The organism is Pseudomonas sp. Marseille-Q5299, from assembly GCF_943737035.1.
Classification (GTDB): domain Bacteria; phylum Pseudomonadota; class Gammaproteobacteria; order Pseudomonadales; family Pseudomonadaceae; genus Aquipseudomonas; species Aquipseudomonas putida_E.
Map to the genome: position 1 here is coordinate 182,771 of NZ_CALSFR010000002.1, position 25,478 is coordinate 208,248.

The 25,478-nt window shown below is 62.2% G+C and carries 17 protein-coding genes, 5 tRNA genes and 1 pseudogene; 10 read left to right on the forward strand and 13 right to left on the reverse strand.

What is annotated here, in order from left to right:
• Window positions 1-13 precede the first annotated feature (13 nt).
• The 3 genes from NGJ21_RS05245 to NGJ21_RS05255 all read left to right on the forward strand — a co-directional run bounded on the left by NGJ21_RS05245 (window position 14) and on the right by NGJ21_RS05255 (window position 9,010).
• Window positions 14-5,095, forward strand: coding sequence for an RHS repeat-associated core domain-containing protein (locus NGJ21_RS05245; protein ID WP_251961910.1), 5,082 nt, complete (start codon window positions 14-16; stop codon window positions 5,093-5,095).
• A 256-nt stretch (window positions 5,096-5,351) separates the two neighbouring features.
• Window positions 5,352-7,931 (forward strand): fimbria/pilus outer membrane usher protein, encoded by a 2,580-nt coding sequence (locus NGJ21_RS05250; RefSeq protein WP_251961911.1) that lies wholly within the window; start codon window positions 5,352-5,354, stop codon window positions 7,929-7,931.
• Complete coding sequence (locus NGJ21_RS05255) at window positions 7,928-9,010, forward strand: fimbrial protein (protein WP_119688505.1); 1,083 nt, start codon at window positions 7,928-7,930, stop codon at window positions 9,008-9,010. Before NGJ21_RS05250 ends, NGJ21_RS05255 begins: the two co-directional genes overlap by 4 nt.
• A 107-nt stretch (window positions 9,011-9,117) precedes the next feature.
• On the opposite strand, the gene NGJ21_RS05260 is transcribed toward NGJ21_RS05255, so the two are convergent.
• The 5 genes from NGJ21_RS05260 to NGJ21_RS05280 all read right to left on the reverse strand — a co-directional run bounded on the left by NGJ21_RS05260 (window position 9,118) and on the right by NGJ21_RS05280 (window position 9,678).
• Window positions 9,118-9,193: transfer RNA gene (locus NGJ21_RS05260), tRNA-Gly, on the reverse strand.
• Between the two features lie 85 nt (window positions 9,194-9,278).
• Window positions 9,279-9,354 (reverse strand) — tRNA-Gly (locus NGJ21_RS05265).
• Between the two features lie 3 nt (window positions 9,355-9,357).
• A tRNA-Glu gene (locus NGJ21_RS05270) sits at window positions 9,358-9,433 on the reverse strand.
• Between the two features lie 91 nt (window positions 9,434-9,524).
• Window positions 9,525-9,600: transfer RNA gene (locus tag NGJ21_RS05275), tRNA-Gly, on the reverse strand.
• A gap of 2 nt (window positions 9,601-9,602) precedes the next feature.
• Window positions 9,603-9,678: transfer RNA gene (locus NGJ21_RS05280), tRNA-Glu, on the reverse strand.
• A 318-nt stretch (window positions 9,679-9,996) separates the two neighbouring features.
• Here NGJ21_RS05280 and NGJ21_RS05285 point away from each other — a divergent pair.
• Window positions 9,997-10,763 (forward strand): annotated as a pseudogene (locus NGJ21_RS05285) (hypothetical protein).
• 93 nt (window positions 10,764-10,856) lie between these two features.
• On the opposite strand, the gene msrC reads toward NGJ21_RS05285, so the two are convergent.
• Both msrC and NGJ21_RS05295 read right to left on the reverse strand, forming a co-directional pair.
• Window positions 10,857-11,339: a free L-methionine (R)-S-oxide reductase MsrC gene (msrC, locus tag NGJ21_RS05290; protein ID WP_046786586.1), complete on the reverse strand. Its 483-nt coding sequence runs from the start codon at window positions 11,337-11,339 to the stop codon at window positions 10,857-10,859.
• A complete protein-coding gene (locus NGJ21_RS05295; RefSeq protein WP_046786587.1) occupies window positions 11,340-12,227 on the reverse strand; it encodes an ATP-binding protein in 888 nt (295 codons plus the stop codon). It abuts the gene before it with no gap.
• Window positions 12,228-12,303: 76 nt separating this feature from the next.
• Between NGJ21_RS05295 and NGJ21_RS05300 the strand changes: the two genes are divergently transcribed.
• On the forward strand, window positions 12,304-14,661 hold the full coding sequence (locus NGJ21_RS05300) for a hybrid sensor histidine kinase/response regulator (RefSeq protein WP_204920380.1): 2,358 nt from the start codon (window positions 12,304-12,306) through the stop codon (window positions 14,659-14,661).
• Here the strand turns inward: NGJ21_RS05300 and NGJ21_RS05305 are convergent.
• The gene (locus tag NGJ21_RS05305) at window positions 14,651-15,139 is read right to left on the reverse strand and encodes a glutathione peroxidase (protein WP_115275593.1); all 489 of its coding nucleotides are present in this window, start codon (window positions 15,137-15,139) and stop codon (window positions 14,651-14,653) included. The two genes, NGJ21_RS05300 and NGJ21_RS05305, sit on opposite strands and share 11 nt — an antisense overlap.
• 2 nt (window positions 15,140-15,141) lie before the next feature.
• Entirely contained in the window at window positions 15,142-15,543 is a 402-nt protein-coding gene (gene msrB / locus NGJ21_RS05310) for a peptide-methionine (R)-S-oxide reductase MsrB (RefSeq protein ID WP_046786590.1), read from the reverse strand.
• A gap of 168 nt (window positions 15,544-15,711) precedes the next feature.
• Between msrB and NGJ21_RS05315 the strand changes: the two genes are divergently transcribed.
• Together NGJ21_RS05315 and htpX are read left to right on the forward strand one after the other, a co-directional pair.
• Complete coding sequence (locus NGJ21_RS05315) at window positions 15,712-16,923, forward strand: pyridoxal phosphate-dependent aminotransferase (RefSeq protein ID WP_060508805.1); 1,212 nt, start codon at window positions 15,712-15,714, stop codon at window positions 16,921-16,923.
• 289 nt (window positions 16,924-17,212) lie between these two features.
• Window positions 17,213-18,100 (forward strand): protease HtpX, encoded by an 888-nt coding sequence (gene htpX / locus NGJ21_RS05320; RefSeq protein ID WP_115275592.1) that lies wholly within the window; start codon window positions 17,213-17,215, stop codon window positions 18,098-18,100.
• A gap of 140 nt (window positions 18,101-18,240) precedes the next feature.
• Here htpX and NGJ21_RS05325 read toward each other — a convergent pair whose 3' ends face one another.
• On the reverse strand, window positions 18,241-18,888 hold the full coding sequence (locus NGJ21_RS05325) for a thiopurine S-methyltransferase (RefSeq protein WP_174141837.1): 648 nt from the start codon (window positions 18,886-18,888) through the stop codon (window positions 18,241-18,243).
• A 101-nt stretch (window positions 18,889-18,989) separates the two neighbouring features.
• Here NGJ21_RS05325 and NGJ21_RS05330 point away from each other — a divergent pair, with 101 nt between their 5' ends.
• Window positions 18,990-19,757 (forward strand): DODA-type extradiol aromatic ring-opening family dioxygenase, encoded by a 768-nt coding sequence (locus NGJ21_RS05330; RefSeq protein WP_119688501.1) that lies wholly within the window; start codon window positions 18,990-18,992, stop codon window positions 19,755-19,757.
• Window positions 19,758-19,869: 112 nt separating this feature from the next.
• Here NGJ21_RS05330 and NGJ21_RS05335 read toward each other — a convergent pair whose 3' ends face one another.
• On the reverse strand, window positions 19,870-21,549 hold the full coding sequence (locus NGJ21_RS05335) for a DEAD/DEAH box helicase (protein ID WP_039603543.1): 1,680 nt from the start codon (window positions 21,547-21,549) through the stop codon (window positions 19,870-19,872).
• 469 nt (window positions 21,550-22,018) lie between these two features.
• Entirely contained in the window at window positions 22,019-22,774 is a 756-nt protein-coding gene (locus NGJ21_RS05340; RefSeq protein WP_251961912.1) for a spermidine synthase, read from the reverse strand.
• Between the two features lie 118 nt (window positions 22,775-22,892).
• Here NGJ21_RS05340 and NGJ21_RS05345 point away from each other — a divergent pair, with 118 nt between their 5' ends.
• Window positions 22,893-24,239, forward strand: coding sequence for a class II 3-deoxy-7-phosphoheptulonate synthase (locus NGJ21_RS05345; RefSeq protein ID WP_039603334.1), 1,347 nt, complete (start codon window positions 22,893-22,895; stop codon window positions 24,237-24,239).
• A gap of 72 nt (window positions 24,240-24,311) precedes the next feature.
• On the opposite strand, the gene NGJ21_RS05350 is transcribed toward NGJ21_RS05345, so the two are convergent.
• Entirely contained in the window at window positions 24,312-24,530 is a 219-nt protein-coding gene (locus NGJ21_RS05350) for a DUF1127 domain-containing protein (RefSeq protein WP_251961913.1), read from the reverse strand.
• 96 nt (window positions 24,531-24,626) lie between these two features.
• Here NGJ21_RS05350 and NGJ21_RS05355 point away from each other — a divergent pair, with 96 nt between their 5' ends.
• Window positions 24,627-25,478 carry a LysR substrate-binding domain-containing protein gene (locus tag NGJ21_RS05355; RefSeq protein ID WP_012313384.1) on the forward strand — a complete coding sequence of 284 codons (852 nt, stop codon included), beginning with the start codon at window positions 24,627-24,629 and terminating at the stop codon, window positions 25,476-25,478.

Sequence of the window (25,478 nt, forward strand, 5' to 3'; positions counted from 1 at the left end):
CGAGGAACACGGTATGTCTTTGCATTCCAATGCGTTCAACTTCATGAGTTTCGTTCAAGGCAGCGTCGATCCACGCACCGGCCAATATACGCTCGGTATCGATTTGCCGGAGCTCAACGCCAACGCGCTGTGCGGCCCCAACCTGCCCCTGCAACTGGGTTTCAACCCCCTGAACGAACGCAACACCGGCTTTGGCATCGGCTGGAGCTTGAAACTGACCAGGTTCAGCGTGCCCAACGGCATGCTTGACTTGCACACCGGCGAGAGCTTCCATGTCGCCGACAATGGCCCGGGAGAAACCGCCGTTATCACGGAGCGCAAGCTGGAAAGCTTCCAGTTCCGCAATATCAGCGAGGGGGAAAAAAAACGCTTTCGCATCGCGCACAAGTCTGGGCTCACCGAGATCCTTGAGCCACAGGCCCCCAACTTTGAAGTGGCCCTGCCGGTTCGAGTGCTGGCGCCTTCGGGGCATGGTATCGACCTGCTTTACACCCCGGTCAATGGCCAGCCTTGCCTGGCGACGATTCGAGACGACAGCCAGCGCACCCTGCTGAACATCGACTACGGCCGCAACGACCAGGTATTGCTGGACCTGCAACCAGAGACTGACGCCCGAGCCCGGTTCAGCCTGGGCCTGCAAGGCGACCAACTGATCAGTATGACTTTGCCCGGTGCCGATCAGGCCAGATGGGAGTTCAGCTATCGAGCCATCGGCGGGTCGTACTACCTGACCCGCTTGAGCAACCCGGTAGGTGGTGTCGAGACAGTGACTTACAAGGAAGACGGCCACGCGCTTCCCGGGGTTGCACAAACACTGCCCTATGCCGCCGAACATGTTCTCCAGCCCGATCCGCTGGATGAAACAACCCACATGAAAAACACCTACACCTTCAGCAGCAACAACTTTCTGGGCAACGGCGCGGGCGTCACCTGGACCGAAGGCGGCGAAGACAACCTCTACAAATCGACACAGGCCGGCTTCAGCTACGAATCCACGGCAAGCCACTACCTTGATGGCCAGGTACTGCGCACCGTCAAGCGCAGTTTCAACCGTTTCCATCTGATGACCGAACAGGTCACCACCCAGCAAGGCTGCATCGAAACCGTCAGCACCACCTATCACGAACTGGCCAATCGGCAATTCGCAGACCAGCCGAATTATTTCCAGTTGCCGCACAAGGTCACCAAGACCTTCACCCTGGAAGGCAACTCGCAAGACCGTCGCGATGAAACCCAGCTAACCCGCTATGACGCCAGCGGCAATCTGGTTGAAGAAATTCAGGCCAATGGCATGCGCACCGTGCGCGAGTACTATCCCAAGGAGCAAAGCGACGGCTGCCCGGCAGACCCGGAAGGTTTCGTGCGTAACCTCAAGTGCGAGACTGTCTACCCGGCCCCGGTTGATGATGACACGCTGCCAGCAGCCCCGATCAAACGTAATCGTTACCGCTATGTGCAGCTGCCCGGCCTGCGCCAGAGCACTTACAACGCGCTGCCTGATGGCTGGCTCGCGCTCGAGCAGGAAGACACCTTCGCGGTCACCCCCGAGCAGGGCGAGGAACATGAGACGCTGTTGCACAGCAATCATCGTACTTACTTGAACATGCCTGAAAAGCCACTTCTGCACGGCCGAATCGATCAGCATCAGTTCAGCATGAATGGTGTTTCGGCGGGCCGCCGCTGGCGCTATGAGTTGATCAATGACCCTGCAGGGCAACCTACCTGGATGCAGACCCGGGAGACCTACAGTGCGCCGTGCGGCACCCTGGAGGCCACCACTCGTTCGGCACAGTCGATCCTCAGTGGCCAACTGGTCGAAGAGCAAGACACCCTGGGCGTGGTCAACCGCTATCAATACGATGTGCTCAATCGCGTCGTGGAGCACACCACAGCGCCAGACGAACCGGCATACAAGGCGACCCGCCGCTTTGCCTATCCGCGTCTGAGCGAAGACGGCCGCACACGCACCTGCGAAGAAGTCATCGATGCCAAAGGAGTGCTCACGCGCATCGTCTACGACGGCCAGAACCGGCAGATCAGGGAAGAGCGTGAGGTCAGTGCCCCGGGCAACCCGCAACAGCGCCTCCAGTACACTGTGTCACAACAGCGCTATGACTCGGTGGGCCGCCTGATCGGCGAAACCTTCTACGACTACCCGCCTGACATCGTCGGTACTCAGGCGCTAGCGCCAGATGTGACCCGCAACTACAGCTATGGTTACGACGGCTGGGGCGCGCGCAGCGAGGTGCTTCGCCCAGATGGCATCAAGGAGGTGACGCACGCAACTCCTTTCGGTGACGGTGGCGATCTTGTCACTCGCTGGCGCGAGAGCCCGGATGCACCGGGGGTCAAGCAACAGCTACAAGTCAGCCAACTCAATGCCTTCAATAAACCGGTCTTCGAGTATCGCCAGCTCGAGCGGGGCGACCAGCCAGCCATTCAGGCGGGCCGCACGGACTTCGTGTATGACGGGCTTGGCCGCTGTATCAAAGACACGTTCAGTTTCACTGAGAGCAGCACCCAGGCAGCACGACGCGTCACCGAATACGTCTACGACGTTTGGGGGCGTATGGCCGAGACCGTGCGCCCGGACGGCACCGCACTGATCCGTCATTTTGCCCCGCAGAGCACCGGCGAGCTGACCACCTCGCTGCAGGTGCGCAAGGCGGGCGCCAGCGACAGCCAGACGGTTTGCGAGCGAGCGTTCGACGGCCTGGATCGCTTGGCCAAACTCAAAGTAGGCCCGCGGGTAGAAGAATACACCTACCACGGCACAACCCAGCTGGTGGAAAAACGCACCGCCTACACCCTCCAGAGCACCGCCAAGGGCATGCGCAAGCGGGTGATCGGCTATCAGTACTTACCGCAGTTGACCGCGCAACCCACTCACGTGAACGCCAGTATCGAAATGGATGAGCAGGTACTGACCAACAGCACTCTGCAAGCCAATTTTGCATACGAACCGCTGAGCGCAGACATTTCCACTGCTGGCAACAGCAATGGGAGCCGCGAATACCAGTATTCCGATCAGGGCTACCTGGCAGCAGAATCCTGGAAGGTCGCCGGCCAGCTCAAGCATCACAGCGACTACCGCTACTCGCTGCAAGGCCAAATCAGGGCCCTCGAGCACTCCGATGTCCACGACAGCATCTATGGCCATGACGCATTGGGCCGGGTCACCAGCATCGAGCAGGGCACCCTGCAAGCGGCGTTCGAATACAATAGCCAAGGTTTGCTCGCCTGTACCACCACCCGCGACAGCGCCAATGCCGAGCGCCATGTGCAGTGCACGCAGGACTATGACTCGCTGGGACGCGAGGTAAAACGAACCCTGAGCGCAACCGGCAGTGAAATACAGGTCATCACCCTGACCTGGCTGGACAACGACATGCTGCAAAACCGCACCCTGGAACGCGGTGGTAAAGAGGTACGTAAGGAAACCTTCGAATACGATGAGCTCGACCGCCTGGTCGCGCACTACTGTGAAGGGGAGGCACTGCCGTGCAATGCCAAGGGGCGGCCGATCAGCAGCCAGCTGTTCCGCTTCGATGAGCTGGACAACCTCACCCGCTGCCAAACCGTATTTGCCGATGGCAACACCGACAGGGCTGACTTTACTTATGCCTCCGATGGCAGTTTCAAACTGTCAGGAGTCAAGCATCGGCTGCTTGAGGATTACCCCGAAGAGCAAGCCTTCGACTACGACGAACTCGGCAACATGCTCAATGACGAGCAAGGACGCAAGCTGGAGTACGACGCCCTCGGCCGCCTGCAACGAGTGCTGGATGCCGACGGGCTGACGCCTCTGGTCGAATACCAGTACGATGGCCATAATGTGCTGGTGGGCTCGCTGCACCGTGGCACCCGGCAGGACGCCCGCCGCTTCCTGGGCCAACAACTGCAGTGCACCTCGCAAGACGGTGTGCTCACACAGTACCTGTATGGCGCAAACCAACCCTTGGGGGTACAGCGCTACCCTACAGATCCCGCCGCCACGCAACTGCTGCTAAGCGACCTGCCCGGCAGCGTCATCGGCGAATGCGATGCTGACGGCACCCGCCATGCAGACTATAGCGTCTACGGCGAACGGCCTGAAGACAACGGCATGCGCAGCCTCCTGGCATTCAATGGCGAAGCCCGCGAGGAGGTACTTGGCTGGTACCTGTTAGGCAGCGGCTATCGCGCCTACAACCCCGCGCTGATGCGTTTCCACAGCCCGGACTCGTTTAGCCCCGAAGAGTCGGGAGTCAACCCCTACCTGTATGCCCTGGGCAACCCAGTCAACTGGCGCGACCCAACCGGGCACCGCTCTGAGGGCGTTTCGCCGCATCGCGATCCCCCCTCGTATGTCGACCCGCCCGAGAAGCCGAAGACGCCGTGGAGCGCATGGTTGGGGGTGGGCATCGCCGCTTTGATGCTGGGCGTATCAGTAATCACGATGCCTTGGACGGCACCGGCGAGCATCGGTATCACCCTCGGTTATATTGCAGGAATAGGCGGAGTAGCTGCCAACGCAGCGGCGCTAGGCATTCAAGCCTACTTGACGGCGACCAACGACGATAATGCCAACTTGGGCTACATCGCCTATGGGCTCAGCTTTCTGGGCGGCTTCGTCGGGGGTGTGGGGATCAATAGCGTCCGCGCTGCACTGCGCACAGCCAGGGCCGCCCAATCCGCGAAGGCGATGGCCGGTTATCAGGCGGCGAAAAAGGCCTTCTTCAAGAATGTCGACGACTTCCAACCCCCCAAGAACACAAATTCGCAGCAGTCGCCGCGAAATCCACCGCCCATGTCCCGCCAGGGGCCCCAGCAGTCCAGCCAGGGGCCCCAGCACCGCAATTCGTCAAGTTCGCCAGACAACTTTGAAGGGCCGGGTCCGCAGGCCAATGAAAACCATCAGTCGCCCCCACATACCCCTCCAAGCTCTCGCAGGAATCCGCAGTCGAACAACTCTCAAAAGGGTGGCGGTTCCAATACCGTTCTCGAATCAGTGCCGCCCAGTCCATGGAGACCGATTCCGGCTAACCTTACCTTAGTAGGTCTAGGTCAAAAAATAGCCTGGAGAAATAACGGCACGGAGTGGAGGATCGAATAGAGTTAACAAAAGCGTTAACTGATTGAACTCCCGCTGCGCATTGCGGCGGGAGTTCATTGCATTACGTGGACGACTCCACCGCAAAGCAAAGACCTTTCCTACATCCCACCTCCCCGCGCCAGCCTAACCTAGCGCCCTCGAACACGCTGTACCCAGGCCCTGATGCGGCCGGTACGCCGCTGCTCAACCCACGCACCACACATCGCTCACCGACCGCGCCCAGGCATTGATCGGTAGCGCAGTTCAGGACCCTCCCATGCTCCAATTTGACCGGCGCAGGCCTCTGCCGTCGCGCCTGCGCTTCGCCCTGCAACCGCCATTGATGGGCGGTTGCCTGACCCTGGTGCTGAGCGCCCCCTCTCTTGCCGCCGACCTTCCTGCACAGTTCCAGGCAGGCTTCATGCGCCAACCCCCTGGCCAGGCGGCAGAAGCCGGTGCGCTCGCGCTGCAGACACTGGCGGCCCAGACGCCGCTGACAGCAGGGCGCTATCGCGTGGCACTGCTGGTCAACCTCACGCCCGTCGAAGAATGCGAGATCGAATTCCATGAGGCCACCCAAGGTACAGGCCTGCAAGCCTGCCTGACCAGCGAACTGTTGCGCACTCTGAACCTGCGTGAACAGGCACTGGAAACGCCCCTGCCCGACGACGATCGCTGTGTCGACCTGCCTGCGCTGATCCCGCAAGCGAGCGTCGATTTCGACCCGTCGCAACTGCGCTTGTCGCTGTCCATTCCACAGATCGCCCTGCGCCAGGACCGCTCGGGCAACGTGCCGCAGGAGCGTTGGGATACTGGGATCAATGCTGCCTTCGTCAACTACCAGGCGTCTGCCCAGCACAGCACCAGACGCGACGGGCGCAACTCCAGCAGCCAGGACCTTTACCTGAGCAGCGGGCTCAACCTGGGGCCCTGGCGCCTACGCAGCCAGCAGGCCTTGCGCGAGAATGAAGAAGGCCTGCGCCGCTGGACACGCACCGACACCTACGCACAGCGCGACCTGCCCGGCCTGTATGCCAACCTCACGCTGGGTGAGACTTTTACCAGCGGCGAGGTATTTCGCACCTTTGCCTTCTCCGGTGCACGCCTGGCCTCGGACCAGGGCATGCTGTCCGACACCATGCGCCAATACGCTCCGGTAATCCGCGGTGTCGCACAGAGCCGGGCCAAGGTCGAAGTGCTGCGCAGCGGGTTTGCAATCTACTCGACCTACGTCGCGCCCGGGCCCTATGAAATCGATGACCTGAGTGTCGGCTCCGGCAACGGTGAGCTGGAAGTCGTGGTCACGGAAAGCGATGGCCAGGTCAGCCGTTTCATCCAGCCCTATTCATCGCTGGGCAGCCTGTTGCGTGAAGGCGTCTGGCACTACACCGCCACAGCCGGCAACTACAATGGCGCGAAGCACCTCGACAACCCGCGCTTCTGGCAGGGCACGCTGGCCCGCGGCGGCGCCTGGAACACCACCCTCTACGGCGGCGTGCTCGCCAGCGACCATTACCGCGCCACAGCACTGGGCATGGCCCGTGACTTTGGCGAGCTGGGCGCGCTGTCACTGGATGCCACCCAAGCCAATACAGACTTGGGAAGCACGCTTGGCCGCGTCCAGGGGCAAAGTTATAGCCTGCGCTATGGCAAGAGCTTCCAGACCCGCACCAGCTTGCGCTTTGCAGGCTACCGCTATTCCACCGAGGGCTATCGCGACTTTGACGAGTCCGTTCAGCAGCGCTATGCCGATGCTCGGTTTGCAGGCAGCCGGCGCAGCCGGGTCGAAGCCTCGATGTACCAGAACCTTGGGCGCAGCAGCTCACTGAGCCTGACGCTGTCCCAGGAAGACTACTGGCGCAGCGACTATCAGCGCCGCCAGTACCAGCTGCAGTACAACACACGCGTGGACAAACTGGCGATCAACCTGTTCGCCTCTCAATCGCTTAGCGCGCGCAATACCAACAGCCGCTTGTTCGGGGTAAGCCTGAGCCTGCCGCTTGATTTCGGCCGCCGCCCACACACCGCCTCGTTCAGCCTGCAACATTCCGACGGCAAGCACAGCGAGCGGGCGAGCCTGCAGGGCGGCCTGCTGGATGATCGTCTCAGCTACCATGCTTCGCTCGCCAGCGACCAGAACAACCGCCAGAGCGGCGCTGTGGCGCTCGCGTATCAAGGCAGCCAAGGCAGCTTTGGCGTGGGTTACAGCGAAGCAAACGACCAACGCAGCCTGTCGCTGAACGCCAGCGGTGCGCTGCTGGTACATGCCGACGGCATCGCCTTGGGCAGCTACCTGGGCGAGAACCCTGCCCTGGTCCATGTTCCCAACGTCGCCAACGTCGGTGTGCAGAATGCGTCCTCGGCACGCACCGATGAGCAGGGCTATCTGCTGGTCTCACACCTGAACCCCTACCGGATCAATACACTGGTGCTGGACACCGACCAGCTATCACCCGAAGTGGTCATCGACAATGCCAGCCAACAAGTGGTGCCTCGCCGGGGCGCAGTGATCAAAGCCCGTTTCGATGCACGCAAAGTGGTGCGCATGGTCCTTACCCTGCAGCAGCCCGACGGCCGGCCGCTGCCGTTCGGCGCTCAGGTCAGCGATACCCAGGGCCAGGCACTGGGTGTGGTCGGCCAAGCCGGACAAACACTGCTGGCCACCACCGAACCCGGCCAGCAGCAATTGCAGGTGCACTGGGGCGACATCGAAATCCAGAAATGCCATGTGACGCTGGATGCACGCGCGATGCCGGTCAGCGACGGCTATCGCATGCAAACGATCGATTGCCTACCGCACTCAGCTGACGACACCGACCCGGCTTCCGCCAACGCCCCACAGGGACACACCTCATGACCTCATCTTGCCGCAGCCACCTGCACCCACTCGCCTTGATCCTGTGCAACCTGGCGCTCGGCCTGGCGTCCACCAGCGCCCACGGCAGCTGCGCATTTGCCGCTGGCGGCCCCACCTACCTGACCTTTCAAAAAGACCTGGGCACGTTCTGGGTCCCGCGCGACGCCCCGGTCGGAGCACTCATCGGCAAAGCCAACCTGTTCGCCCGCAATGAACAGGGCACTACGCTGCAATGCTTCTATAATCCCGTCACCCCGGTGACCGCCAGGCTTCTCAACACTGCACCGTTGTTCAGCGGCAGCCTGCCACCGGTCGACGGCAAAAACGTCGATGGCCATGTGCTGCAAACCAACATCCCGGGCGTGGGTGTCTACATCGATATGGGCATCCCGTACAATGGCGCTAGTAGCAACAGCTTCACACCGGACGACGGCACTGCCATTCCCTACTCCGGGGCCATGACCCAAGATACTGTGTTCGCCGCGCAACTGAGCGCGATCAACGGCCAAGCGCTGTTCATCAAGACCGGAGATATTGACCCAGGCCCGCAGCGGGTCAGTGGAGAGATGTTCCATGGCTTTGTCCACGACCTGGGCAAGGTGCTGGATTATCGGCTAACAGCGACGGTCAATCGCGCACAGTGCACCCTCAAAGCCGATGCGGTCAGTGCCGACCCTGTCCTGCTGGGCGATCACAAGGTAGATGACTTCAAGGGCGTCGGCACGCACACGCCGGCCACCCCCTTCCATATCACCCTCAACGATTGCCAGGACAACAGTACGCCGGGCGCCAAACGCGCAGATATCTACCTGCAACTCGACGGTGTCCGAGGATCCAGCGCCATTGACCCCGACCAAGGTCTGTTCAGCCTGACCACCACCTCGGATGCTGCAGGCATCGGTATCCAGATTCTACGCGGCGACGGCTCACCGATGCCCTTGGAGGCCGACCAATTGGTCAAAGAGCTTGACGTCGGCCTGACCCGCCTGGACTTTCAGGCACGCTACGTTCAGACCGCCCCAACGGTTAAACCTGGTGTGGCCGAAGGCGCCTTGAATTTCACCATCACTTACCGCTGAGCACGGCATCGCCCCTGCTCCAGGGGCATCGGCGTATTCACGCCGTCCATGGCAAAAAATCCAGACGCAAAAAAAGGGACCAGAGGTCCCTTTTTTCGTCTTACATTTGGAGCGGGAAACGAGACTCGAACTCGCGACCCCGACCTTGGCAAGGTCGTGCTCTACCAACTGAGCTATTCCCGCATTGTGAAGCTTTACCGCTGTCGGCGCGAAGCGTCTTGACGACCTTCACCACCACTGCACCGCATAGACGCCACAGTATTTAAACTGGAGCGGGAAACGAGACTCGAACTCGCGACCCCGACCTTGGCAAGGTCGTGCTCTACCAACTGAGCTATTCCCGCAAATGGCGTCCCCTAGGGGACTCGAACCCCTGTTACCGCCGTGAAAGGGCGGTGTCCTAGGCCACTAGACGAAGGGGACACACAACACTTTTCAGTGCACCAGATTTGAACCTCACGATTCACCCTGGGTTTTCTTTTCCTGCCCCGCCGTGAGGCGCTGCAGGAGAAACTGGAGCGGGAAACGAGACTCGAACTCGCGACCCCGACCTTGGCAAGGTCGTGCTCTACCAACTGAGCTATTCCCGCAATGGCGTCCCCTAGGGGACTCGAACCCCTGTTACCGCCGTGAAAGGGCGGTGTCCTAGGCCACTAGACGAAGGGGACACGCTACAAGCATTACTGCCTGCTTTCACTCCCTGCCGCGTTCCGCTGTGTGCTTTACGCTGCAAGTGGCGCGCATTCTATGGATGCCTTGAAAGGTCGTCAACCCTTTTCTAGAAATTTATTTAAATCAATGACTTCGCTCTCTATATAGGCTGCTCGAAAGGTGCGTCCAAGGATTGGCGTTGATTTTCTGGCGGGCTGAACGCAAAGTGCCATCACTGGAGAAATCCGGCGACGAGCCGACACAGAGTCACGTGGCGCCCTGGCTGGCCTGTTCGCTACACTCTCAATGTAAAACTTCCTGATGAGGCGTTAACGGTGACACCACTTCTGATCACACTGCTCATCGTTGCGGGTATCGCGTTGCTGATCGTGATCGGCTACCTCAACAACGTGGTCGAGAACAGCAAACTGGAGCGCGCGCGGCTGAAGATCGAACTCGCCGACCGCGTACGCCGCTGTGGCGAAATCACCGAGACCTTCCCCGGCCAGTTCATGACCCCGGCGCTCAAGCTGTTGCTCACGCGCCTGGAGCTCAACCTCGATCAGCGGCAACTGGCGCTGGACAAGAACAATGCCGAACTCAAAGCACGCATCGCCGAACTGGAAGGCCTGGTTGCCCAAGGCGACGAATCCCGGTGAACAACCCGCCCACCCCGATCCTGACCGAGGCCAAAGCCAAGGATGTGCGCTTCTTGCTGGAGGCTTTGCACACGCAGATCGTCAAGGCCACCCAGGAGAACGTCCTGCAAACGACCGAGGGCAAGCATTGGGTAAAGGAGATTCGCCACCTGCTGGTGCTGCTGCACATCGAGTTCTTCAACAACCTGGGCCAGCAGGCATTGCAGCAAGAGCAGCCAGGCCAGGCGCGCCTGGCGTTCGAGCGCGGTGTGCAGTATTTGCGCAAACAGCCTGAACCCAAGGTGTATGAAGAGCAGCTGACCTACCTGGAGAAACTGCTGGCCCGGGCCAATGCCCAGGTGCTGGACCAGATGGAGCCGGCCGAGAATGACGAAAACGCACTGACCCAAGGGCTCAAGACAGACCAGGAAGAAACCTGGAAAAAGCGGGTCATCTACGATTGATGTGAACAACGCCGGCAAGCCACAGATACAGCGCAGCCCCTGTAGGAGCCGGCTTGCCGGCGAGGGGCTGCGCAGCAGCCCTGATAACGCAGGCTAGCAGTCGGTCAGCTCCAGGAAGACCGCCGCCAACCGCTCCAGCCCCCGCTGGTCCGCCTCACTGAAGCGCGCCAGCTTCGGGCTGTCCAAATCGAGCACACCAATCAGCCTGCCCTCCTTCACCAGCGGAATCACCAATTCACTATTGGATGCGCTGTCACAGGCAATATGCCCCGGGAAGGCGTGCACGTCTTCCACCCGCTGGGTCTGCCGAGTGGCCGCCGCCGCACCGCACACGCCGCGGCTGAACGGAATGCGCACACAAGCCACCTGGCCCTGGAACGGGCCCAGCACCAGCTCTTCATTACGGTTGAGGTAGAACCCGGCCCAGTTCAGGTCGTCCACCTGGTTGTACAAAAACGCCGAAAACTGCGCGGCATTGGCGATGAAGTCACGCTCGTCGGCGAACAGCGCCTGCACTTGCGCAGCCAGCAGGTCATAGCCGTCGAGGCCGGCGCCACTGGCATTGAGGTCGATCATTTATTTCTGCTCCAACAATTGCAGCCCCACCCAATAACGGGCGAACTGGTAGGCACAACGGCCATTACGGTTGCCGCGGCCGGTGGCCCAGCGCACGGCGAGGATGTCGAGTGCTTCGTCACGCTGCCAGGCCAGGCCGGCAGAGCGCGCCAGCTGGCCTATCCAGTGCTCGACCACATCGAGGAAATGCTCCTGGGTGAAGGGGTAAAACGACAGCCACAGGCCAAAACGGTCGGACAAGGCGATCTTGTCTTCCACCGCCTCGCTGGGGTGCAGTTCGCCGTCGACGCGCTTCCAGTTTTCGTTGTCACTCTCTTTTTCCGGCACCAGGTGGCGGCGGTTGGAGGTGGCGTACAACAACACGTTGTCCGGCGCCTGCTCCAGCGAGCCGTCGAGCACGCTCTTGAGCACCCGGTAGTCGCCCTCCCCGGCTTCGAACGACAGGTCGTCGCAGAACAGGACAAAACGTTGCGGCAGCTTCTGCAGTTGCTCGACCACACGCGGCAAATCAGCCAGATGGTCACGCTCGATCTCGATCAGGCGCAGGCCGGCTGCGGCGTGCTCGGCCAGCAGCGCGCGCACCAGCGACGATTTGCCCGTACCACGCGAGCCCCACAGCAGCGCATGGTTGGCCGGCAGGCCATTGATGAACTGATGGGTATTGCGGCCCAGCTGGTCACGTTGCTTGTCGACGCCGATCAGGTCGGTCAGGCGGATGTCCAGGCTCACTTGCAGCGGCATCAAATAGCCGGTACGGCCATCGCGCTGCCAGCGGGCGGCCAGCGTAGTGTTCCAGTCGATGTCCGCACGCGGTGCCGGCAACAGCGGCTCAAGGCGCGCCAGCACGGACTCTGCGCGTTCCAGAAAAGCATTCAAGCGGGCGTCCATGACGACTCCTAGCAAGACAGGTGAGATTTGAAGCTGAATGTGCGACAGGCCCACCAGCAGCCGTGGCTGATCGGCTATGCTTGCGCAGCGCAAGGGACGTGAAACCGGCTCGGGGCTCATGGATATCAAGTTCACCAATCGCCTGTCATACAAGCAAGCCCGGTTGACAGTCCTGGTCGGCTTCATCCTGGGAACATTGCTCAGTCTCATCCAGATCGGCATCGATTATGCCAGCGAAGACGCATCCATCAACCGTGAAGTGCAAGCATTGCTGCAAATCAGCCACAACCCGGCCTCGCGCATCGCCTATAACATCGACTCGGAACTGGCCCTGGAGCTGACCCGGGGCCTGCTGCAGTCACCGGCCGTGTTCCGCGCGCGCTTGATCGACAACAACGAAACCGTACTGGCCGATGTACAACGCGTCCGGCTGCAGGACAGCTACCGGCCCTTGAGCGATTTTCTGTTCGGCGAACAGCGCCAGTTCCAGGAGCGCCTGTTCCTTACCCATATGCCCGAAGAGTACCTCGGCACGCTGTACCTGGACGTCGACACCTTCGCCTTCGGCAGCCGCTTCCTGGACCGCGCCGGGGTCACGCTGCTCAACGGCTTTGCCCGCAGCCTGGTGCTCACCGGCATCCTCCTGGCACTGTTCTACATGATGCTGACCAAACCCTTGGTGAAAGTGATCGGCGCACTCAGCGGCCGCGACCCCCGCCACCCCGGGCAAACCCGCCTTGATTGCCCTCCCGGCCACGAACTCGATGAAATCGGCGTGCTGGTAAAGGTCGCCAACCAGCAACTGGTCAGCATGGCTACAGAAATCCAGCAACGGCGCACCGCCGAAAACCGCCTGACGCAGTACCTCAACGAGCTGGAAGACATCGTTTCGGCCCGCACCGAAGAGCTCAAGGCCAGCAACAGCCGCCTCAGCCAGTCCAACCAGGAGCTGGAGCAAGCCCGTCAGCGCGCCCTGGACATGGCCCAGGCCCGAGCGGCGTTCCTGGCCAACATGAGCCATGAAATTCGCACCCCGCTCAACGGCATGCTCGGCATGATCGCCCTGGCCCTGGACAGCCCGCTGGAGAGTGAGCAGCGCCAGCAGCTGTCGATTGCCCACGACTCGGGCAAGGTGCTGGTGGAACTGCTCAACGATATTCTCGACCTGTCCAAGTTCGATGCCGGGCAGCTTGAACTCGAACGCATCCCCTTCGACCTGGGCGCGATGGTGGAGGACACCGCCAACCTGTTATCGCAGAACGCCGCGCAAAGCGTCGAGCTGACTTGCCTGATCGCCAGTGACTTTCCAAGTTCGGTACTGGGCGACCCGACCCGGGTACGCCAGGTAGTGAGCAATTTGCTGTCCAATGCCCTCAAGTTCACCCGGTTCGGCCGCGTCGACGTGTGCCTGACCACCATCGTCGGCGGCGTGCGCCTGGCAGTGCGCGACACCGGCATCGGCATTGCCGAAGATGCACAGGCACGCATCTTCCAGCCGTTCACACAGGCCGGCGCCGGCATTACCCGCCAATACGGCGGCACGGGCCTGGGCCTGGCACTGACCCGCAACCTGTGCAAAGCCATGCAGGGCCACCTGCACATCCGCTCCGAACCAGGTTTGGGCAGCTGCTTCAGCGCCGAATTACCGCTGACCACCCACACCGAGGCCATTGCACCTGCGCCCCTGGAGGGCCGCGTGGTGGCGCTGAGCAACGCCGCCAGCGGCCTTGGCGAACTGCTGCAGGACGTGCTGCCGCGCTGGGGCCTGAGCTACTCAAGGCATGACAGTGCCCAGGCACTGGCGGGCGGTACCATCGACCTGTTGATCACCGACGACCTGGACCACTTGTTCCAGCTGCGCCCTGCGCTGACAGCACCGATCCTGCTGGTGACGGCCTACGGCAATTTCCTGTCGCCAGAACAGGCAGCGCAACTGGCCCCGTTGCATCAGCTGGCCCGCCCCCTGGCACGCAATGCCTTGTATCAGACACTGCGCCGCACCCTGCAGGGCCATGCACCCGAACACCCGCTGGCCATCCCCGCACTCACCGCCACCGACGGCCGGGCGCGCATTCTGCTGGTGGAGGACAACCCGGTGAACCAACTGGTGGCCAAGGGCATGCTGGCCAAGCTCGGCTGCCTGGTGCAAGTGGCCACCCAGGGCGTCGAGGCGCTGGAATGGCTCGAGCAGGAAGACTTCGACCTGGTGTTGATGGACTGCAACATGCCGGTGATGGACGGCTACGAGGCCAGCCGACGCATCCGCCAGAGCGGCCGCTGGCCAGCACTGCCGATCGTTGCCCTGACCGCCAACGCCATGCCCGAAGAGCGCGAGCGCTGCCGGGCGGCGGGCATGAACGACTACCTGGCCAAGCCGTTCCGGCGTGAAGAACTACTGGCGCTGATCGACCACTGGGTGCCGCTCAGCGGCTGAGCATACGCTCGATATCGGCCTCGAGTGCCTGCGGCTTGGTGGTTGGCGCATAGCGCGTGACCTTGCCGCTGGCCGGTTCGAACAAAAACTTGGTGAAATTCCACTTGATCTTCTGCGACCCGAGCAGGCCTGGCGCACGCTGCTTGAGCTCGACGAACAGCGGGTGGGCCCCCGGGCCGTTGACCTCCACCTTGCGAAACAGCGGGAAACTGACGCCGAAATTGCGCTCGCAGAACTGCGCGATCTCCCGCGCCTCCCCCGGCTCCTGCTTGCCGAACTGGTTGCACGGGAAACCCAGCACCACCAGGCCACGCTCGCGGTAAAGCTGCCACAGGTGCTCCAGCCCCTTGTACTGCGGGGTGAAGCCGCACTGGCTGGCGGTATTGACCACCAGCAACGCCTTGCCCGCAAAGTCGCCCAGCACCTTGCGTTCACCGGCCAAGGTCACGCAGGGGATGTCCAGCATCGATTCAGCCATGGTCAGGCTCCGTCACGCGGTTTGAAGTCCAGGCACACCGAGTTGATGCAGTAACGCAGGCCGGTCGGTGGCGGGCCGTCGGGGAACACATGGCCCAGGTGGGCGTCACATTGCGCGCAGGTCACCTCGGTGCGGATCATGCCGTGGGAGGTGTCGCGCGTCTCGATCATCGCGCTGTCTTCGATCGGCGCGTAAAAACTCGGCCAGCCACAGCCAGAGTCGAATTTCGTGTTCGAATCGAACAGCGGCAGGTCGCAGCAGATGCAATGGTAGGTACCCGCACGTTTTTCGCTGTTGTACTTGCCGGTAAACGGCCGCTCGGTACCTTTGAGGCGGCACACCTGGTACTGCTCCGGGTCGAGCATCGCACGCCATTGTTCAAGGGTTTTGTCGATCTTTTGCATGTAGGGACCTCGGCAGGCTGAATTTCACCTCGCGCCGTCTTTTCCGTAGCGCGGGTGGCACGTATATTAGTTGGCTTCGTGTGCAAGGCCTCAAGTCTGGCACCCGCGCCCCGCCCTTTCAAACCTTTCGACGGCGGCGCACCGCGTATTCTCAATCGGGATCACATCATGCAGTTCAGCAAATCGAACAAGCTCGCCAATGTCTGCTACGACATTCGCGGCCCGGTGCTCAAGCACGCCAAACGCCTGGAAGAGGAAGGCCACCGCATCCTCAAGCTGAACATCGGCAACCCGGCGCCGTTTGGCTTCGAAGCGCCGGACGAAATCCTCCAGGATGTGATCCGCAACCTGCCCACCGCCCAAGGCTACAGCGACTCCAAAGGCCTGTTCAGCGCGCGCAAGGCGGTGATGCAGTACTGCCAGCAGAAAGAAATCGAAGGCGTCACCATCGAGGACATCTACCTGGGCAATGGTGTGTCCGAGCTGATCGTCATGTCGATGCAGGCACTGCTCAACAACGGCGACGAAGTGCTGATCCCGGCCCCCGACTACCCGCTATGGACTGCTGCGGTGAGCCTGGCAGGCGGCAAGCCGGTGCATTACCTGTGCGACGAACAGGCCGACTGGTTCCCTGACCTTGAAGACATCAAGGCCAAGATCACCCCGAACACCAAGGCCCTGGTCATCATCAACCCGAACAACCCGACCGGCGCCGTCTACTCCAAAGCGTTGCTGCTGGGCATGCTGGAGCTGGCACGCCAGCACAACCTGGTGGTGTTCTCCGACGAGATCTACGACAAGATCCTCTATGACGAGGCCGTGCACATCAGCACCGCGTCGCTGGCCCCGGACTTGCTGTGCCTGACCTTCAACGGCCTGTCCAAGTCGTACCGGGTGGCGGGCTTCCGCTCCGGCTGGCTGATCATCTCCGGGCCCAAGCACCACGCCCAGAGCTACATCGAAGGCATCGACATGCTGGCCAACATGCGCCTGTGCGCCAACGTGCCGGCCCAGCACGCCATCCAGACTGCGCTGGGCGGCTATCAGAGCATCAATGACCTGGTGCTGCCGCCGGGCCGGCTGCTGGAGCAGCGCAACCGCACCTATGAGCTGCTCAATGACATCCCAGGGGTGAGCTGCGTCAAGCCGATGGGTGCGCTGTATGCCTTCCCGCGGATCGACCCTAAAGTCTGCCCGATCCTCAACGACGAGAAGTTCGCGCTGGACCTGCTGCTGTCGGAAAAACTGCTGATCGTCCAGGGCACGGCGTTCAACTGGCCGTGGCCGGACCACTTCCGCGTGGTGACCTTGCCGCGGGTGGATGACCTGGAAGCGGCGATTGGCCGGATTGGCAACTTCCTGCGCACGTATTCGCAGTAAGTACCGGCCTCATCGCCGGCAAGCCGGCTCCCACAAAAACAGCACAGGTCCTCAGAACTGTGGTGTACCTGTGGGGGGCTTGCCGGCGATTGGGCTGCAAAGCAGCCCCCTACAACCCCACATAACCTTTCTTACATCCTGCAACGCTCTAGCTCACAGCCCCCGCCAGATCCTCTGCCATACTCCGCCGTACACAGTTTGAAATAGTCCCCCGATTGAATCAGCGCGTCCGGCCCCTTATATACCCCGCATACGCAACACACTCATCCGTCAGGAGAACGTAACAACCATGATGCGCATTCTGTTGTTTGTAGCCACCAACCTTGCGGTGGTGCTGGTTGCAAGCATTACCCTGAGCCTGTTCGGCTTCGACGGGTTCATGGCCGCCAACGGGGTTGACCTCAACCTCAGCAGCCTGCTGGTCTTCTGCGCCGTGTTCGGCTTCGCCGGCTCCCTCGTTTCGCTGTTCATCTCCAAGTGGATGGCGAAGATGAGCACCGGCACCCAGATCATCTCCCAGCCGCGTACCCGCCACGAGCAGTGGCTGCTGCAGACGGTCGAAGAGCTGTCCCGCGAAGCCGGCATCAAGATGCCCGAAGTGGGTATCTTCCCGGCCTACGAGGCCAACGCCTTCGCCACCGGCTGGAACCGCAACGACGCATTGGTAGCCGTGTCCCAGGGCCTGCTGGAGCGCTTCTCGCCTGATGAAGTGCGCGCCGTGCTGGCCCACGAGATCGGCCACGTGGCCAACGGTGACATGGTCACCCTGGCGCTGGTGCAGGGCGTGGTGAACACCTTCGTGATGTTCTTCGCCCGCATCATCGGCAACTTCGTCGACAAGGTGATCTTCAAGAACGAAGAAGGCCAGGGTATTGCCTACTACGTGGCGACCATCGTCGCCGAGCTGGTCCTGGGCATCCTCGCCAGCATGATCGTCATGTGGTTCTCGCGCCGCCGCGAATACCGCGCCGACGAAGCCGGTGCGCAACTGGCCGGCACCGCCGCGATGATCGGCGCCCTGCAGCGCCTGCGCGTCGAGCAGGGCCTGCCGGTGCACATGCCCGACACCATGAAGGCCTTCGGCATCAATGGCGGCCTCAAGCACGGCCTGGCCGGCCTGCTGATGAGCCACCCGCCGCTGGAAGAGCGCATCGAGGCATTGCGCCGCCGCGGCTGATTCACTGCCAACAAGCAAGGGCGACTTCGGTCGCCCTTTCTCATGCAGCCGGCCCGCACATGTAAGCCACAAATCCTCAGAACTGCGGGGGTATCTGTGGCCGGCTTGCCGGCGATAGGGCCGGCACAGGCAAACCCAAATCAGAACCGTATGCGATACACCCGCTCCACCAGGCGCTTGACCCCCGCCTGCAAGAACTTAGGGCTTTCCCCTATCACGTCTCGCGCCTCCACCTCCTCCACCTGCCACCCGGCAAACCCACGCCGCACTTCCTCGTCGGCGACCGAAAACGGCGGCCCCTCCAACAGTTTCTGCTCGTAGTCCAGTGTCACCAGAAGCCCACTACCCCCAGGCAGCATTCGCGAAAGCAAGCCCATGTAACGCTCACGCATTTGCGGTGGCAGGGCAATCAAGGCAGCCCGGTCATACAGCCCCACGCAATCGGCCACATCCTCGGCGCGCAAGGCGAAGAAATCGCCACACCACAGCTCCACCTCACCACTGCACCAGACCTCGAACGCCCCCTGTTGCCGGACCTGCGCCTGCAGCCCCTGCTCCTGGAAAAAGTCCTCCACCGCCCGGCGCGACAGTTCGATACCCCGCACGCGATAGCCCTGCCCCGCCAGCCAGGCCAGGTCCAGGCTCTTGCCACACAGCGGCACCAGCACCCGGCTACCGGCAGCCAGGCCGAGCCCCGGCCAATAGCGTTGCAGATAGGGGTTGGCTTGAGCCTGGTGAAAACCGATCTGGTTATCGGCCCACTTTCGGTGCCAGAACGCCGGCTCCATAGTTCCTCCTGGTTTTTAGATCGGTTGCGCAAAAATCTTATATTGGATATCGATCGGTGACTGATCGAAGATGACTGCATCTTACCCCTCAGGACCCTACCATGCTGCCCAGCCTGTTCATTTCCCACGGCTCCCCCATGCTCGCCCTGCAGCCCGGCGCCAGCGGGCCGGCGCTGGCCCGGCTGGCCAATGCCCTGCCACGCCCGAAGGCGGTCGTGGTGGTTTCGGCGCACTGGGAAAGCCAAGAGCTGCTGGTTACCGGCAACCCGCACCCAGAAACCTGGCATGACTTCTACGGCTTTCCTGCAGCGCTGTATGCCGTCCAATACCCTGCGCCTGGCCATGCGCAACTGGCCGCGAACGTCAGCGAGCGGCTGAACGCCGCCGGCCTGCCGGCTCGCCTGGATGCCCAGCGGCCATTCGACCATGGGGCCTGGGTGCCGATGTCGTTGATGTATCCCGACGCAAACATTGCGCTGATTCAGGTGTCGCTACCGAGCCACATGGGGCCGGCGCTGCAAATCAAGGTCGGCCAGGCATTGGCCGGGCTGCGCAGCGAGGGTGTGCTGCTGGTAGGGTCCGGGAGCATCACCCATAACCTGGGCGAGCTGGACTGGCATGCCGGGCCGGACGTGATCGAGCCCTGGGCACTGGCGTTTCGTGACTGGGTGGTGGAGAAGCTGAGCGAGGACGACCAGGCCGCGCTGCTGGACTTCAAGCAACAAGCGCCGTTTGCGCTGCGTAACCATCCCAGTGATGAGCATTTCTTGCCGTTGTTCTTTGCCCTTGGGGCCGGGGGCAGATTTGGCATCGTGCACCAAGGGTTTACCCTGGGGGCGCTGGGTATGGACATCTATCGCTTCGACTGAAGAATCGCCCGTAGGAGCGGCCTTGCGTCGCGAAGGGCTGCATGGCAGCCCCAAAAACTGCAGGCAAAAAAAATCCCCGACCTAAGCCGGGGATTTTTTCATTACACCAGGATCAATCTTCGCGGTAGCGACGCAGCTTCAGCTGCTTGCCAGCCACGCGGGTGTCCTTGAGCTTGGTCAGCAGGCGCTCGAGGCCGTCTTCCGGCAGCTCGACCAGGCTGAAGCTGTCACGCACCTGGATGCGACCGATCGCATCACGGGCCAGGCCACCTTCGTTGAGGATCGCACCCAGCAGGTTCTTGGCGGCGATACCATCACGGGCACCCAGCGCGGTACGGCAACGCACGCGGCCTTCGGCCAGCGGCAGTGGCGCACGACGCTCGCGCTCACCACGGTCGCTACGCTCGGCACGGTCACCACGCTCCGGGCGCTCACCGCGCGGTGCGAAGCTTGGTACCAGCGGCTGCTCGCGCTCTACCGCTGCCAGGTCCAGCGCCTGGCCATTGGTGGCCTTGCGCAGCAGTGCTGCAGACAGGGCACGCGGGCTGCAACCCAGGGCGTCGGTCAGGCGGTCGAACAGTTCACCGTGGGTGGCTTCTGCTTCGGCCACCAGCGGCGCCAGGCTCGAGGTCAGCTTCTTGATGCGCGCATCCAGCACGGCCTGAGCGTTCGGCAGGCGCGCTTCGGCAACCTTCTGCCCGGTAACGCGCTCGATGACCTGCAGCATGCGGCGCTCACGCGGGGTGACCAGCAGCAGTGCACGGCCTTCGCGACCGGCACGGCCGGTACGGCCGATACGGTGCACGTAGGACTCCGGGTCGTACGGCATGTCCACGTTGAACACGTGGGTGATGCGCGGTACGTCCAGACCACGGGCAGCGACGTCAGTGGCGACGACGATGTCCAGGCGGCCATCCTTGAGCGAGTCGATGACGCGCTCACGCTGGTTCTGGGCGATGTCGCCGTTCAGCGCAGCAGCCTTGTAGCCTTTGGCTTCCAGGGCGGCGGCCAGGTCCAGGGTGGCTTGCTTGGTACGCACGAAGGCGATCAGCGCGTCGAACTCTTCCACTTCCAGCAAACGCAGAACAGCCGGGATCTTCTGGTCGGCGTGCACCATCAGGTGAGCCTGGTCGATCGCGGTGACGGTCTGGGTCTTGCTCTGGATCTTGACGTGCTTGGGTTCACGCAGGTGACGTTCGGCGATCGAGCGGATCGACGACGGCAGGGTAGCGGAGAACAGTACGGTCTGACGGCTGGCCGGGATGGCATCGAAGATCACTTCGAGGTCATCCATGAAGCCCAGCTTCAGCATTTCGTCGGCTTCGTCCAGCACCAGGTACTGCACGGTGGACAGGACTTTCTCGTCGCGACGCAGGTGGTCGCACAGACGGCCCGGGGTGGCCACGACGATTTGCGCGCCGTTGCGAATGGCACGCAGCTGTGGGCCCATCGGGGCACCACCGTATACAGCCACCACGTTAACGCCCGGCATCTGCTTGGCGTAGGTTTCGAAAGCGGTGGCTACTTGCAGCGCCAACTCACGGGTTGGCGCCAGGATCAGGGCTTGCGGTTCGCGCTTGCTCACGTCGATCTTGTTGAGGATCGGCAGGGCGAAGGCAGCGGTCTTGCCGGTGCCAGTCTGCGCCTGGCCGATCATGTCGTGACCGGCGAGGATGATCGGGATCGATTGATGCTGAATAGCCGAAGGCTCTTCGTAGCCGGTGGCCAGAACAGCAGCAACGATATTCGGATTGAGATCGAGAGCGGCGAATCCGCCGGTTTCCTGGGTCATGGGTCTGCCTCTATGTGCATCCGCAAAGACCCATGCTCCAAAGCTGCACATGCCTTGAAAGACCAAATGGTCACCCAGGCAGCTCTGGCGGCGGGGATTTGCGAAAACGATTGAAAAAGAAAAACTTGGGAAGGTCCGCCTAGCGGACGTGCAGCCGAAGCTGGACTCGGAGGATTTGCACCACCTGATTTTGAGGTCCGCTAAAAGACCGGCGCGTACTATACCCGAATTAATAGCGGGAAGTGTGGAAAATTTTCACGGGCCTGGGGCCAGTAGCAGGCCATCAATGGCCGATAGCTGAAACGATTATCTCTCAAAGCCTGGCACGGCCCCGGTAGGAGCGGCCTTGCGTCGCGAAAGGGCCGCAAAGCGGCCCCGGCAATGTATGCGGCGACGCTAAAATCCCGAGGGCGCTTCGCACCCTTTCGCGACACAAGGCCGCTCCTACGGGGGGGACCGCGCCAGGCCTTCACGTTGCGGGGCGGATTTCCTTGATCAACCCCTCCAGGCTGTACCCCAGCTGTGGCGCCAAGGCTTCAGCCCTGCACTTGAGCCCACCCAGGTCCAGCGTTTGCTCCAGGTCCGCCGGCACCAGCAGGATCACATTGCCCTCCTTCACCGGCAGCTCCCAGTAATGCCGGTGGTACAACCCGCGCAACAGCGCCGCGCCCAGCGGCCTGCCGTCATCACCGGCCCACTGGTTGATCACCAGCCAGCCACCGGGGTTGAGCTGCTTCTGGCAATTTTCCAGAAAGGTCCAGGCCAGATGCCCGACACCCGGGCCGTGGTCGGTATACAGGTCGACGAACAACAGGTCGGTTTTCTCCGCCGTGGGCAGCAGCTCAAGGGCATCGCCAACCCGCACATACAGGCGCGGGTCGTCGTCCAGGCCCAGGTACTCCATGGCCAGGCGCGGTACATCCGGGCGCAGCTCGATAGCCTCGATGTCTTCCAGCGCCAGGAACTTCATGCAGGCCTGGGTCAGGGTGCCGGCGCCCAAGCCAAGAAACAGTGCGCTTTCAGGCTGTTCGTGGCACAGCGCACCGACCAGCATGGCGCGGGTATAGTCGTACTCCAGCCAGCTGGGGTCGGCCGTGAACACGCAGCTCTGCTCGATGGCATCGCCAAATTCGAGGAAGCGGTAATCATCCACTTCATACACGCTGATGACCCCAAAGGCATCCTCGACCCGAGCCAACAGCCGTTCTTCCCGCTCCGTCGCCATGAACCTGCCACCCGCCCGCGCAAAAACGCGCATTGTCCGCCAACGTCCCCGATGCAACAAGCTCAGCGCCAACTGTTACCATGGCAGACAGCCTATAACCGACAAGACCGAGCCTGTGATGAACCAACCGTGGAGCCCTGACAGCTGGCGTGCCCTGCCGATCCAGCAGCAACCGACCTACCCCGATGCCGCGCATCTGCTCAAGGTCGAGCAGACCTTGGCCAGCTACCCGCCGCTGGTGTTCGCCGGGGAAGCGCGCGAGCTGCGCCGGCAGTTCGCCGAGGTCACCGAAGGCCGCGCCTTCCTGCTGCAGGGCGGCGACTGCGCCGAAAGCTTCGCCGAGTTCTCGGCGGCGAAGATCCGCGACACCTTCAAGGTGTTGCTGCAGATGGCCATCGTCATGACCTTCGCCGCCGGCTGCCCGGTAGTCAAGGTCGGGCGCATGGCCGGCCAGTTCGCCAAGCCACGCTCATCGGGTGACGAAACCATCGGCAACGTCACGTTGCCGGCCTACCGCGGCGACATCGTCAACGGGATCGGCTTCGACGAAAAAAGCCGCGTACCGGACCCGGACCGCCTGCTGCAGGCCTACCACCAGGCCACCGCCAGCCTCAACCTGCTGCGCGCCTTCGCCCAGGGCGGTTTCGCCGACCTGCACCAGGTGCACAAGTGGAACCTGGACTTCATCGCCAATTCGGCGCTGGCCGACAAATACCACCAGTTGGCCAACCGCATCGACGAGACCCTGGCCTTCATGCGCGCCTGCGGCCTGGACAGCGCCCCGCAATTGCGCGAAACCAGCTTTTTCACCGCCCACGAGGCACTGCTGCTGAACTACGAAGAAGCCTTCGTGCGCCAGGACAGCCTGACCGGCGACTACTACGACTGCTCGGCACACATGCTGTGGATCGGCGACCGCACCCGCCAGCTCGATGGCGCACATGTGGAGTTCCTGCGCGGGGTGCACAACCCGATCGGGGTCAAGGTCGGCCCGAGCATGAACCCTGAAGAGCTGATCCGCCTGATCGATACGCTCAACCCGGCCAACGACCCCGGGCGCCTCAACCTCATCGTGCGCATGGGCGCCGGCAAGGTCGGTGAGCACCTGCCAGGGCTGATCCGCACCGTCGAGCGCGAGGGGCGCAAGGTGCTGTGGAGCTCGGACCCGATGCACGGCAATACCATCAAGGCCAGCAGCGGCTACAAGACCCGTGACTTCGCGCAGATTCTCGATGAGGTGAAGCAGTTCTTCCAGGTGCACCAGGCCGAAGGCAGCCATGCGGGCGGCATTCACATCGAGATGACCGGGCAGAACGTTACCGAGTGCATCGGTGGCGCACGGCCGATCACCGAAGATGGGCTGTCGGATCGCTACCATACTCACTGCGACCCCCGCATGAACGCCGACCAGTCGCTGGAGCTGGCGTTTTTGATTGCCGAAACGCTCAAGCAGGTGCGGCGTTGAGGTAACTGCCTGTCGCAGCCCTTCAGCGTTCTCAAGACCGAGCGCCGCCCCCGCGGCGCATCACGGCCCCCCTCATTTACGCAGCGGATCATCCCAGAATGGCCGCTCTGCCTCCTGCTGGATATCTGCCCGGCTCAACCCCAGATCCTGCAACGTCGCATCGCTGAGACTGGCCAGGTCCCGACGCTGGCGGTACAGCTCCAACCAGCGAGCCGGGCGCTGCAAGGCCGCATGCCACAGGTGGCTAAGGGAAAAGGCTGGGTGCTGAATGCTGCTGACATGACCTTTCATCGTGAAGCCCTCCGTGTTGATGGCTTCAGTCTCGCGCCGGCCTTAAGATCAATCCAACGAATGTTTCTTATGCCATGCATCTAGGAGATTGATGCAATGTCCCACTACCAAAGCCTCGATGCCGACGTGCTGCGCACCTTTGTCGCCATTGCCGAGCAAGGTGGCTTCACCCGCGCCGGCGAAGTGGTCAACCGCACCCAGTCGGCCGTCAGCATGCAGATGAAACGCCTGGAGGAAGACGTCCTGCAGCGCCAACTGTTCGAGCGCGACGGCCGCCAGGTGCGCCTGACCGCCGAGGGCCAGGTACTGCTGGGCTACGCACGGCGCATCCTCAAGCTGCATGGCGAAGTGTTCAACACCTTGCGCATGCCGCACATGGTCGGCCTGGTGCGCATCGGCACACCGGACGACTACGCCATGCGGTTCTTGCCGACCATCCTGTCGAGTTTCGCCCAGGCCTACCCGCTGGTGCAGGTGGAGGTGCACTGTGATTCGTCGAAACACCTGATGCTGCGCCAGGACCTGGACCTGACCATCGTCACCCGCGAGCCCGGCAACGAGGTTGGCCAGTTGCTGCGCCAGGAACGCCTGGTGTGGGCCGCCGCCGAAAGCTTTTGCCCACAGGAGCAACGGCCCATGCCGCTCGCACTGTTCAACACCGACTGCTTCTGCCGCGCCTGGACCTGCAATGCCCTGGAGGCCCAAGGCATCGACTACCGCATCGCCTACACCAGCCCGAGCCTGGCGGCGATCTTCGCCATCGTCACGGCGGGGCTGGCAGTGACGGCGCAGTTGCAGAGCCTGATTGGCGGCAATATCCGCATCCTGGGCGAGCAGGACGGCTTGCCAGAGCTGCCGGTGGCCAATGTGATGCTGCTGCGCAATGCACAAAGCCAGTCACCGATCACCGATTGCATGGCTGACTACATCATCGAAGGCTTCCAGTAA